Consider the following 13661-nt stretch of genomic DNA (forward strand, 5'->3'; position numbering starts at 1 on the left):
AGTGGGATTATTTGATAAAATCAAGAAATCGCTCTTTGGTCATAAAGATGAAGAACAAGAAGAAATTAAAAAAGAACTAACTGAAAATTCAAATGAAGAACTTCAAGAGCCTGAACAAACCAATGAAGCTGAAGATATTCAAAAAAATAAAGAGGTTGTAGAGCCTAAGTCGGAACCTTCTGAAGATGAACATGAAGAAGAAAATGAGGAAGTTGAGGAAACTCCAGGTTGGAGTGATGCTGGAACTGCTTTTGAAGAGAAACAGGATGAAGTTGAAAAAGCTGAAGAGGAGACTGAAGAAACTGAATCTCCTGAAGAGAGCTCTGAAGAAGGAGCTACAGAAGATGAACAGGAAAGATATGACAAAGGGTTAGAAAAAACCAATCATTCTTTCGGAGCACGCCTAAATGCATTTTTTGCTAAATTTAGAACAGTCGATGAAAACTTTTTTGATGATCTTGAAGATTTATTAATTGAATCTGACGTTGGTTTTGAAACTGCTGAAGAATTAACTGATTCTTTAAGGGATGAAGCCAAGCTTCAAAATGCAAAAAGTCATGATGCCTTAAAGCAAGTGATAGTTGAAAAATTAGTTGATATTTATGATAAAGGTGGCGAAGGTGAAGATTCTAAATTAGCCGATGATCCTTCTGCAAAGTCTAATGTTTATCTTTTTGTTGGCGTTAATGGAGCTGGAAAAACAACAACAATTGGTAAATTAGCTAAGCGAATTAAAGACTCGGGCAAGTCTGTCATGATGGTAGCGGCCGATACTTTTAGAGCCGGTGCTGTAGAGCAATTGGTAGAATGGGGTCGACGTGATGGCGTTGAAGTAATCACTGGTCCTGAAAAAGCTGATCCGGCTTCTGTAGTTTATGATGGTGTTAAAAAAGCAAAAGAGAGAGGAATTGATTTCTTATTAGTTGATACAGCAGGTCGTCTTCAAAATAAGGTCAATTTAATGAGCGAGCTTGATAAAATTAAGCGAACAATAAAGAAGATCTTACCCGATCAACCAAATGAGGTTCTTTTAGTCCTTGATGGCTCAACAGGTCAAAATGCATTACTACAAGCAAAAGACTTTGATAAAACTACTAAACTTACAGGTTTAGTTTTAACTAAGCTTGATGGCTCATCTAAGGGTGGAGTAGTATTAGCAATTAGAAATGAAATGGATTTACCGGTTAAATTAGTTGGCCTTGGAGAAAAAGTTGATGATTTGGCAAACTTTGATGCAGAAAAATTTGCAATCGGGCTCTTCCAAGGATTAATCTAATAATAGGCAAAGTTACAAGTAATATATAAGGAGTAAATAATGAAGCATTTAAGTGCATGTACAACTATTTTAGTTGGAAAAAAAGCATCAATTGATGGATCAGTAATGATTTCACGTAATGACGATACTGCAGGTGCAATTACGCCACAAAAGTTTATTATTGAGCCAGCTGTTCATGGTGAAAAGGGACGTAAAATTAAATCTTGGCTTAATAAGTTTGAAATGGAGCTTCCTGAAGATGCTCAAAGAGTTCCAGCAGTTCCAAATGTTGACTATAAAAAGTTAGGTTATTATGACGAAAGTGGTATCAACCAAAAGAATGTTGCTATGTCATGTACTGAATCAACTTATGGTAACGAAAGAACGTTAGCATTTGATCCATTAGTTAAAGATGGTTTAGATGAAGATTGTATGCAGACTGTAGTTTTGCCATATATTGATTCCGCAAGAGATGGTGTAAAACGTCTTGGTTCCTTAATTAAAAAGTATGGTTCACCTGCTGGAAACTCAGTTCTATTTGGTGACAAAGATGAAGTATGGTATATGGAAATTGTCACGGGACACCACTGGGTTGCTCAACGTATTCCAGATGATTGTTATGCAGCAACTGGTAACCGTGTTGCTATTCAACAAGTTAACTTTGATGATCCAGATAACTTTATGTGGAGTGAAGGAATTCAAGAATTCGTTGAAGAACACCACTTGAATCCTGACCATGAAGGTTGGAATTTCCACCACATTTTTGGAACTTATACTGAACAAGATCGTCACTACAACACTAGTCGTCAATGGTATATCCAAAAACTTTTCAACCCAGAAATTGAACAGGATCCTGAAGACCCAGATATTCCTTTCATTAGAAAAGCTTCTAAGAAATTAGCTAAGGAAGATATTGAATTTGCACTTGGTTCTCATTATCAAGATACTCCATTTGATCCATTTGGTCATGGAACTGAGGAAGAGAAGCATCGTTATCGTCCAATTGGTTTAAATAGAACTCAAAACTCCCATATTTTGCAAATTAGAAGTGATGTTCCTGAAGAAATGGCGGGTATTATGTGGTTATGTATTGGTGGACCAACATTTACACCATATATCCCATTCTTTGCTAATATGAACGAAACTGATCCATCATTTAACAATACGTCAATGACCTATAATAAAGACGATGCATGGTGGTACTACAAATCTTTGGCTGCCTTAGTTGAAAGTCACTATCCTCAATTTGTTCAACTTGATACTAAATATCTTGAAGAATTGAATAGATATTACCGTGGTAGAGTTGAAGAAATTATTGAAAATGCTAAAGATTTAAGCGGTGAAGAATTAACCGACTACTTAACTCGTGAAAATCAAAAGACTGTTGCTCATACTAAGAAAGATAGTGAAGAATTAATGGGTCAAATGTTTACTGATGCAATTAAGATGTCTAAGTTAACATTTAAGATGGATCCAAATCTTTAATTTGAAACTATGTTTCATTAAGAAAAGTCTGGGAAAAAGATAATTTTATGCTTTACTCAAAATCAAGCTCCTATTAAATTGAGGTTAACACCAATTGATTTAAGGCTCTTTTGCAAATCCTGTTGATGGATAATTTTAAGAAGGAATTAAGCAGCTAAGAAATTGATATGAACCCAAAAATTAGGACATATTATTAAACTGTTTGATTTAAAACCATATTTCGATATTGAATCGGAGTATGGTTTTTTATTGAGCTCTTAATTCTAAAATTATTATAGTAATAAATATACTCTTTGATTGCATCTTCTAGTTCATCTAAATTCTTAAAATTTTTTTCAAAGCCATACCACATTTCTCGCTTTAAGATACCAAAAAATCCTTCCATTAATCCATCATCTAATGAATTACCTTTTCTAGACATTGATTGCTCAATACCATGATCTGTAAGCCATTTTTGAAAGGTAGAATGTTGATATTGCCATCCTTGATCAGTGTGAAAAATAAGACCATTTAGAGCGGGATGAGCTTTATAAGCTAGGTCAAGCATGGTCATTACTTGTTCTAAAACTGGACGACGACTTAATGTATAAGAAATTATCTCATGGGTACACCCATCCATAATTGGTGATAAATATAATTTTTCGCCGTTTAAATGAAACTCAGTTATATCTGAATACCACTTTCTATCTGGTAAAATGGCTAAAAAATTGCGACAGATCAAATTAGGTTTGATTTCACCTACAGTTCCTCGATAACTTGAATATCTTTTTCTACGTCTAATGGCAATACCAAATAAATGCATCTTTTTCATCAGACGCTTTACTTTCTTATGATTGATTTTAATTCCTTCAATGTGCAATTGAGCTGTAATTCTTCTATAGCCGTAGCGATGTTTATGTTCCTCAAATATTTCTTTGATACGTTTCATGATCTGATGATTTTTTGAATCTTTATCATTTTGTTTTAGAACATAGTAATAATTACTTTTAGATAAGTGAGGTAAATCAGGATTAGAATTGATTACATTTAATATGAAACTGACGGTTACATGAAGTTCTTGCCTTAGTTCAGTAACCACCTGAGCTATTTCTGGTGCTTTTGGTTTTTTCTTTTGGAAACTAAGGCGCTCAATTTTTTTACAAATTCGTTTTCGACAGTAAGCTTGAGATTCTCTTGTTTTAAGTCTTTTACTTGTTTTTGTAGTTCTTTGATTTGTTGGTCTTTGCTTTTCATGATGTGGTCTGCCTTTCTTATGATTAATGACATTATACCCATCCTCTTTATATTTGCGAAGCCAATTATAGATCATACCTGAGCTTGGCAATCCTAAGTCTAATGAAACTTGATTCGCTGGTTCATCGTTAATCAATATTCTTTTAATGGCAGTTTTCTTAAATTCTACTGAATAAGAAGAATATGATTTATTCAAAATTTCTAAGCCGTGAAGGTCTATTAGACGGATTAAATAATATAAATTGTCAGGTCTTACTCCATATTCTCTACCTAGTTGAGATAGTGACTTATGATAATGCTTCCAATTATTGTAGATGTCAATTTTGTCTTGCTTAGATAATTTAGACATAATAAAAACCTCGAAATTCTTGTCCGAATTTCGGGGTTCATATCAAAAATGAAGATAGGGACAGATTTGTATACATGTATCGACAATAATTATAGGAAAATTGTAAATAATTTTCCTATAATTATTTAAACTGTTATATAATTTAGTAAGAACCTTAAAGCTGTTTTAATATTTAGGAGGACAGGTATATGTCTAAGCGTAATTTTAAAGAACGGATTCGTAAAATGGAGGATAGACAAGATAGATTTTCTATTAGAAAATTTTCTATAGGAACAGTCTCAGTCTTAATTGGATCATTTATTTTTGGAATACAGTCAATTCAAGTAGTTCATGCGGATACTGTTACAGATAGTAATTCAACAGTTGTAACTCAAAAAGAAAATTTACAACCTAAAAAAGAGATAGAAAATGAAGCTAGAGGCAATTCCTCTACTTCTGTTCAATCATCTCAATTAAATAAGAAAGTGGGGGGGGGGAGCGACCTCGCTAAAGACCCACAAGTAGAATCTGTAAATAATAGTTTTGTGAAAACTGATAACAAAGATTCTAAAGAAGAGAAAAGTTCTTCTTTAGACAATAAGGTTTTGCAAGTATCAAGTAATGTAGAAAGTCAGAATCAAGGAAATCCTTATCAGATTAATGGATCTAATGATGAAGTAAACAATCAAAATAAATTAAAGGTTCAGCCTCAAAGTTTTACTGAATCAACAGATACACCAACTACTCCATCAGATAGTTCTGGTGTAACGATTACTGATGATGCGCATTACCCTAATACCAATGGTATTGTTCCGGCAAATCAATATATTTTTGATCAGTTTACTTTAACTAATGGTTATACACCTTTAAATATGGTAATTACACTGGCTACTGATAGAAATAATCCCGGAGGAAATCTAAACTATTACATTACCAATAGGGACTATTCACAAGTATATGCTAGCAATACAATAAGCGTGGGACAAAGGGCGACTTATTCAGGGAGTGGACCATATCCAAATTCTAATTTGACAATATACAACTTTGGTCCGGATGGAATTAGCATTAATGAAAATAATTATAACTTTAAATTAGCCTTTACATTTGGGTATGGAAAGTATGATTCTATAGTTAATTCGAATAATTCCAACCCTGTGGCAAATGCATGGGGAGATACAACTCCAAGTAAAGCAACTCAGACTATTAGTTACATTGATGCAGAAACTGGTGAGCCAATGCCCGATACAACAAGTATCACTAGTAGTGGCTTAACAGGACAAACATACCAAATAGACCCTAGAGCAGAAAAAATTATTAAGGGATACTATTTAGTTAATAAAGAGAGAGATCATGGCGTAATCTCACAATATAAAAATGGCGGAACTTATACTAATGAGTGGGTTTCTTTAAATGGACAATTTGTAAAAGAAGTATGGCATCAAATTAATTCCAGTGGTGTTATGCAAGCTAGCATTTATATCAATAATGTCCAACAATATGATCCTAATAATCCTCGGGGAATCGTGTATCCAGCAACGTTATCTAATGAAGGCCCCACTGAGTTAACTGTTAGCGGAAGATATGTTTTTCCTAATCCATATGTAGAGCAAACAACTAATATTGAACTTAAATATGCTACAATTGGCAAGATTATTCCAGTTGATCCTAATGGTAATCCAATCCCGGGAGCAGATCAACCACAGTTTCCGAATGACCCAAATGATCCATCAAAATCAAATCCTGGTGAAAAACCAAATGTACCAGGATGGACTCCAGAAGATTCGAATCCAACTGTTAATCCGAGTCCAAAGGGTCCTGGTGAAAATGTAAATGTGACATATGTCCAAGAAGCTGAGCTGAAAACTTGGAAGAAGGACGTAAGCTTAACAGTTAAGTACGTAAACAGCGATGGCAGTCAATTTACTGGCACGGTTCCAGCAAACGCAAGTCAAAGCCTAAACTTTAGTGGAGAGGCATACGTAAGCAAGGTAACAGGCAAGCTAGTAAACGCAAAGCAAGATGCCAAGGGACAATGGATTGTAGATAGCTCAAATACGGCCACCCCAGAAATCACTTGGACGCCAGAGAGCAGTTCATTTAGTGAAGTAGTCTCACCAGTCGAAGCAGGTTACTACTTGAAGAACATTTCAAGTCATGAAGCAGGCAACAACGTTGAGGCCATTAGTGGCATTACCCACACTAGTGATAATGTGGAAGTAACAGTAACTTACGCACCACTAGGAAAGATGATTCCAGTAGATCCAAGTGGCAAGCCAATTCCAGATGCGCCAACCCCACAATTCCCTAATAACCCAAGTGATCCATCAAAGGGCAATCCAGGGAACAAGCCAGAAGTACCAGGATGGACGCCAGTAGATCCAAGCAAGACAGTCAACCCAGATCCAAGTGACCCAGGCAAGAATGTACCAGTTCCTTATGCTCAAGTAGTAGCAGGAACAGTAAGATATATTGATGACACGACCGGCAAGACCTTGTCAACATACGATATTCCAAAGGGGACAGTTGGTAGCAAGATCAACTACTCAACTACGGAAACTATTAATAACTATGAAAAACAAGGTTATGTATTAGTAAGCAACAACTATCCAACGGATGCGGTTTACAAGGTAAGTGGTAATGATTATCAAGTTCACTTAGTAGAAGGTGTACAACCAATTACGCCAGATACGCCACCAACAGATGTACCGACAGGAACTCCAGAAAATGCACAACCAAGTGCATTAAAGAAGGACGTAAGCTTAACAGTTAAGTACGTAAACAGCGATGGCAGTCAATTTACTGGCACGGTTCCAGCAAACGCAAGTCAAAGCCTAAACTTTAGTGGAGAGGCATACGTAAGCAAGGTAACAGGCAAGCTAGTAAACGCAAAGCAAGATGCCAAGGGACAATGGATTGTAGATAGCTCAAATACGGCCACCCCAGAAATCACTTGGACGCCAGAGAGCAGTTCATTTAGTGAAGTAGTCTCACCAGTCGAAGCAGGTTACTACTTGAAGAACATTTCAAGTCATGAAGCAGGCAACAACGTTGAGGCCATTAGTGGCATTACCCACACTAGTGATAATGTGGAAGTAACAGTAACTTACGCACCACTAGGAAAGATGATTCCAGTAGATCCAAGTGGCAAGCCAATTCCAGATGCGCCAACCCCACAATTCCCTAATAACCCAAGTGATCCATCAAAGGGCAATCCAGGGAACAAGCCAGAAGTACCAGGATGGACGCCAGTAGATCCAAGCAAGACAGTCAACCCAGATCCAAGTGACCCAGGCAAGAATGTACCAGTTCCTTATGCTCAAGTAGTAGCAGGAACAGTAAGATATATTGATGACACGACCGGCAAGACCTTGTCAACATACGATATTCCAAAGGGGACAGTTGGTAGCAAGATCAACTACTCAACTACGGAAACTATTAATAACTATGAAAAACAAGGTTATGTATTAGTAAGCAACAACTATCCAACGGATGCGGTTTACAAGGTAAGTGGTAATGATTATCAAGTTCACTTAGTAGAAGGTGTACAACCAATTACGCCAGATACGCCACCAACAGATGTACCGACAGGAACTCCAGAAAATGCACAACCAAGTGCATTAAAGAAGGACGTAAGCTTAACAGTTAAGTACGTAAACAGCGATGGCAGTCAATTTACTGGCACGGTTCCAGCAAACGCAAGTCAAAGCCTAAACTTTAGTGGAGAGGCATACGTAAGCAAGGTAACAGGCAAGCTAGTAAACGCAAAGCAAGATGCCAAGGGACAATGGATTGTAGATAGCTCAAATACGGCCACCCCAGAAATCACTTGGACGCCAGAGAGCAGTTCATTTAGTGAAGTAGTCTCACCAGTCGAAGCAGGTTACTACTTGAAGAACATTTCAAGTCATGAAGCAGGCAACAACGTTGAGGCCATTAGTGGCATTACCCACACTAGTGATAATGTGGAAGTAACAGTAACTTACGCACCACTAGGAAAGATGATTCCAGTAGATCCAAGTGGCAAGCCAATTCCAGATGCGCCAACCCCACAATTCCCTAATAACCCAAGTGATCCATCAAAGGGCAATCCAGGGAACAAGCCAGAAGTACCAGGATGGACGCCAGTAGATCCAAGCAAGACAGTCAACCCAGATCCAAGTGACCCAGGCAAGAATGTACCAGTTCCTTATGCTCAAGTAGTAGCAGGAACAGTAAGATATATTGATGACACGACCGGCAAGACCTTGTCAACATACGATATTCCAAAGGGGACAGTTGGTAGCAAGATCAACTACTCAACTACGGAAACTATTAATAACTATGAAAAACAAGGTTATGTATTAGTAAGCAACAACTATCCAACGGATGCGGTTTACAAGGTAAGTGGTAATGATTATCAAGTTCACTTAGTAGAAGGTGTACAACCAATTACGCCAGATACGCCACCAACAGATGTACCGACAGGAACTCCAGAAAATGCACAACCAAGTGCATTAAAGAAGGACGTAAGCTTAACAGTTAAGTACGTAAACAGCGATGGCAGTCAATTTACTGGCACGGTTCCAGCAAACGCAAGTCAAAGCCTAAACTTTAGTGGAGAGGCATACGTAAGCAAGGTAACAGGCAAGCTAGTAAACGCAAAGCAAGATGCCAAGGGACAATGGATTGTAGATAGCTCAAATACGGCCACCCCAGAAATCACTTGGACGCCAGAGAGCAGTTCATTTAGTGAAGTAGTCTCACCAGTCGAAGCAGGTTACTACTTGAAGAACATTTCAAGTCATGAAGCAGGCAACAACGTTGAGGCCATTAGTGGCATTACCCACACTAGTGATAATGTGGAAGTAACAGTAACTTACGCACCACTAGGAAAGATGATTCCAGTAGATCCAAGTGGCAAGCCAATTCCAGATGCGCCAACCCCACAATTCCCTAATAACCCAAGTGATCCATCAAAGGGCAATCCAGGGAACAAGCCAGAAGTACCAGGATGGACGCCAGTAGATCCAAGCAAGACAGTCAACCCAGATCCAAGTGACCCAGGCAAGAATGTACCAGTTCCTTATGCTCAAGTAGTAGCAGGAACAGTAAGATATATTGATGACACGACCGGCAAGACCTTGTCAACATACGATATTCCAAAGGGGACAGTTGGTAGCAAGATCAACTACTCAACTACGGAAACTATTAATAACTATGAAAAACAAGGTTATGTATTAGTAAGCAACAACTATCCAACGGATGCGGTTTACAAGGTAAGTGGTAATGATTATCAAGTTCACTTAGTAGAAGGTGTACAACCAATTACGCCAGATACGCCACCAACAGATGTACCGACAGGAACTCCAGAAAATGCACAACCAAGTGCATTAAAGAAGGACGTAAGCTTAACAGTTAAGTACGTAAACAGCGATGGCAGTCAATTTACTGGCACGGTTCCAGCAAACGCAAGTCAAAGCCTAAACTTTAGTGGAGAGGCATACGTAAGCAAGGTAACAGGCAAGCTAGTAAACGCAAAGCAAGATGCCAAGGGACAATGGATTGTAGATAGCTCAAATACGGCCACCCCAGAAATCACTTGGACGCCAGAGAGCAGTTCATTTAGTGAAGTAGTCTCACCAGTCGAAGCAGGTTACTACTTGAAGAACATTTCAAGTCATGAAGCAGGCAACAACGTTGAGGCCATTAGTGGCATTACCCACACTAGTGATAATGTGGAAGTAACAGTAACTTACGCACCACTAGGAAAGATGATTCCAGTAGATCCAAGTGGCAAGCCAATTCCAGATGCGCCAACCCCACAATTCCCTAATAACCCAAGTGATCCATCAAAGGGCAATCCAGGGAACAAGCCAGAAGTACCAGGATGGACGCCAGTAGATCCAAGCAAGACAGTCAACCCAGATCCAAGTGACCCAGGCAAGAATGTACCAGTTCCTTATGCTCCAAATACACCAGTTCAAGAAGAAGGTTCTATTACCGTAACTGTTCATGATAAAACTGATAACGTTGACTTGCCACAATACGGTAAAACTAGTGGTGAACAAAAAGTTGGCACTGAGTTTACTTATGACAAGAATTCTGTAATTCAAGAACTTGAGAATAAGGGTTATAAAGTTCTGAATCCAGAAGTAGTAATTCCAACTGAAATTACTAAAGGTAATCAAAATATTGTCATCGAGGTTGAACACCAATTAGTTCCCGTAACCCCAGAAAATCCAGGGAAACCAGGCGAACCAATCAATCCTAATGATCCAAATGGACCAAAATGGCCAGCAGGAACAGATAAGGATAGTTTGGAGAAGACTGGTACCCAAACGATTAAGTATGTAGCTGCAGGTGACAAGACGCCAGCTGATAATACTCAAAGCTTTACCTTCACTAGAAGTGCAGTGGTTGATAAAGTAACTGGTAAGATTGTTAGTGAAATTGGTTGGAATGAAACTAGCCATACCTTTGGCGAAGTTAAGACACCAGAAGTGTCCGGATACAAGGCAGATAAGGAAATTGCTGGTGGTGCAACGATTACTCCAGATGATTTGCATAAGACCATCGTCGTAATTTATAGTCCTGAGAATCCAACTCAAGATACTTACAATGGTAGTCAAACAATCAAGTTTGTGGATCCAAATGGCAACGAACTTGAACCATCAAACGTTCAAACTGCAACTGATTTAACTGGTGACCACACATTTGGCATCATTGATGTTCCAGTAATCAATGGCTATGTATCTCCAGTGACTACAGCTGGTGGAGCAACAGTAACTAAAGATAATCCAAATGCTGTGATTACTGTGGTTTACACTCCGGTAGGTAGAATTATTCCGGTAGATCCAAACGGAAATCCAATTCCAGGACAAGAGCACCCACAATTCCCTAATAATCCAAATAATCCAACTGAAGTTATTCCAGGAACTAAACCAAATATTCTAGGCTACCATCCAGAAAATGGCAAACCAGGTGATCCAGTAAATCCAGTACCGGGTAAGCCAGGAGAAGATGTACTAGTTAAGTACGTACCAGATACTTCAACACCAAAAGTACCAAACAAATCAACAACTCCAGTTAAGCCTGAGACACCAGCAGAACAACCTGCTAAATCAGAGAAGCCAGCTACTCCAAGCACTCCAGAAAAGACAAATGTTTCAAATAAGAGTGAAAAAGTAGAAAATACTTCGATTAACAATATTGCTTCTCAAGCAAACAAGAGAACAGAAAAAGTTGTTAATAAGAAGGCTAAGACATTGCCAAAAACAGGTGCACAGAATAATGAAGGTGTACTTGCAGGCGTAGTAGGAAGTGCATTAGCACTATTTGGTTTAATTGGATTAATAGAAGACAATAAGCGAAAAAAGAAAATTTAATGATAATCAAGATATAACACTCAAATCTTGATTCTAAAGTGGAATGCACATGCACTCCACTTTTTTGTAATATTGTTATTAATGGTGTTTTTAATACTTCTCTTAAAAGTAGAATGCTATCATTTTAGAAATAAGTTTTTTTTGCTATACTGGTTCAAGGTGAGACAAATGGATGAACTTGAAAAAAATGAAAGATTAGGCGATTTATTTGCCTACTACGGTCTATTATTAACAAAAGGACAACAAGAGTATTTTGAGGATTATTATTACAATGATCTTTCTTTAGGAGAAATTGCAGATAATCACCATGTCTCTCGACAAGCTGTTTATGATAATTTGAAACGAAGCAGCCGTGCTTTAGAAAAATATGAAGATAAACTTCATATGAAACGTGATTATACGCAAATAGAAGAAAAAATTACTGAGGCAGTATATGCCCTTGAACATGGCAAAATTAATCGAGCTCAGATTGAACTTTTGAAATTATTAAGACAAATGGGAGTAGAATAGTATGGCTTTTGAAAATTTAAGTGAAAGACTTCAAAAAGCATTAAAAAATTTAACTGGTAAAGGTAAGATCTCAGAAGCAGATATTAATGACGCTAGTCGTGAAATTCGATTGGCTTTATTAGAAGCGGACGTTAACTTTAAGGTTGTAAAAGACTTTATTAAAAAAATAAAAAAGGAAGCTTTAGGTAAAGAAGTCCAAGATAGCTTAAATCCAGGACAACAAATCATCAAAATTGTTGATGATGAGTTAACTAAAATGATGGGAGAAGAGACTGTTTCTCTTAATAAATCTCCGCATATTCCAACAATCATTATGATGGTCGGTTTACAGGGTACTGGTAAAACTACTACTGTCGGTAAACTTGCAAATTACTTAATGAAGAATGAAAAAGCTCGTCCTTTGTTAATTGCAGGCGATATTTACCGTCCAGCTGCTATTGAACAGTTAAAGCAAATTGGTCAACAATTAGATGTACCGGTTTATAGTGAAGATAACCAAGATGTAGCCGAAATTGTAAAGCATGGTCTTGAAGAAGCTGATAAAAATAAGAATGACTATGTTTTGATTGATACGGCTGGTCGTCTTGAAATTGATGAACAATTGATGGATGAGTTGAAACGTGTAACTGAGGTTGCTCATCCTGATAATACTTTATTAGTTGTTGATGCAATGACGGGTCAAGCAGCTACACAAGTAGCAGAAGGATTTAATAATGACTTAGATCTAACTGGAATTGTTTTAACTAAGCTTGATGGTGATACTCGTGGTGGTGCGGCACTTTCTATTCGTGCTGTCACTGGTCTTCCAATTATCTTTACAGGGCAAGGTGAAAAATTAACTGATCTTTCTACTTTCCACCCTGATCGAATGGCTTCACGTATCTTAGGTATGGGTGACATGTTGACCTTAATTGAAAAGGCTCAGCAAGATTACGATGCTAAAGAAGCCGAAAAGATGGCTGAAAAGATGCGGGAGAATACTTTTGATTTTAATGACTTTATTGATCAAATGGAACAAGTTCAAAAAATGGGTCCTCTAGATCAAATTATTAAAATGATTCCTGGATTAGGTAATAATCCTGCTCTTAAAAATATTCAGATTCCGGAAAAGCAAATCGATCACATTAAGGCTATTGTTTATTCAATGACCCCAGAAGAGCGTGAAAATCCTGATATTCTTAATCCATCAAGAAGACGTAGAATTGCTGCTGGTTCGGGTAGATCGATTGCTGAAGTTAACCGAATGATTAAGCAATTTAAGCAATCAAAAGAAATGATGCAAAAAATGACTAAAGGTGATATGGGTGAATTGGCTAACTTACCAGGAATGAATTCACCAATGGGCAAGATGGCAATGAGATCAATGAATAAGCGCTTTAAGAAAAATAAGAAGAAACGGATGAAGAATATTAAACGTTATCGTTCAAAATAATTTTCAACTGTTAAGGAAAACCCCTTTACACATATTTTTCTATATGCTATATTA

At 37.5% G+C, this 13661-nt stretch carries 6 protein-coding genes; 5 read left to right on the forward strand and 1 reads right to left on the reverse strand.

The window, feature by feature from the left end:
* Position 1: 1 nt before the first annotated feature.
* Positions 2-1276, forward strand: coding sequence for a signal recognition particle-docking protein FtsY (gene ftsY / locus GTO82_RS03625; protein WP_180873792.1), 1275 nt, complete (start codon positions 2-4; stop codon positions 1274-1276).
* 39 nt (positions 1277-1315) lie between these two features.
* A complete protein-coding gene (locus tag GTO82_RS03630) occupies positions 1316-2740 on the forward strand; it encodes a C69 family dipeptidase (RefSeq protein WP_180873794.1) in 1425 nt (474 codons plus the stop codon).
* Positions 2741-2933: 193 nt separating this feature from the next.
* Here the strand turns inward: GTO82_RS03630 and GTO82_RS03635 are convergent, their stop codons facing one another.
* Entirely contained in the window at positions 2934-4322 is a 1389-nt protein-coding gene (locus GTO82_RS03635; RefSeq protein WP_260983154.1) for an IS3 family transposase, read from the reverse strand.
* 188 nt (positions 4323-4510) lie between these two features.
* On the opposite strand from GTO82_RS03635, the gene GTO82_RS09715 reads away from it, so the two are divergent.
* From GTO82_RS09715 to ffh, 3 genes are all read left to right on the forward strand, one after another.
* A complete protein-coding gene (locus tag GTO82_RS09715; protein ID WP_260983183.1) occupies positions 4511-11665 on the forward strand; it encodes a mucin-binding protein in 7155 nt (2384 codons plus the stop codon).
* A gap of 168 nt (positions 11666-11833) precedes the next feature.
* Positions 11834-12175 carry a YlxM family DNA-binding protein gene (ylxM, locus tag GTO82_RS03660; RefSeq protein WP_180873796.1) on the forward strand — a complete coding sequence of 114 codons (342 nt, stop codon included), beginning with the start codon at positions 11834-11836 and terminating at the stop codon, positions 12173-12175.
* A 1-nt stretch (position 12176) separates the two neighbouring features.
* Positions 12177-13607 (forward strand): signal recognition particle protein, encoded by a 1431-nt coding sequence (gene ffh, locus GTO82_RS03665; RefSeq protein ID WP_004897107.1) that lies wholly within the window; start codon positions 12177-12179, stop codon positions 13605-13607.
* The last annotated feature ends 54 nt before the right edge of the window (positions 13608-13661 follow it).

Source organism: Lactobacillus johnsonii, assembly GCF_013487865.1.
Lineage (GTDB): Bacteria > Bacillota > Bacilli > Lactobacillales > Lactobacillaceae > Lactobacillus > Lactobacillus johnsonii_A.

Excerpts from the sequence above, each read along its gene's own strand:
- ylxM (WP_180873796.1), top strand. The coding sequence starts at position 11,834 with ATGGATGAACTTGAAAAAAATGAAAGATTAGGCGATTTATTTGCCTAC.
- GTO82_RS03635 (WP_260983154.1), bottom strand. The coding sequence starts at position 4,322 with ATGTCTAAATTATCTAAGCAAGACAAAATTGACATCTACAATAATTGG.
- GTO82_RS09715 (WP_260983183.1), top strand. The coding sequence starts at position 4,511 with ATGTCTAAGCGTAATTTTAAAGAACGGATTCGTAAAATGGAGGATAGA.
- GTO82_RS03630 (WP_180873794.1), top strand. The coding sequence starts at position 1,316 with ATGAAGCATTTAAGTGCATGTACAACTATTTTAGTTGGAAAAAAAGCA.
- ffh (WP_004897107.1), top strand. The coding sequence starts at position 12,177 with ATGGCTTTTGAAAATTTAAGTGAAAGACTTCAAAAAGCATTAAAAAAT.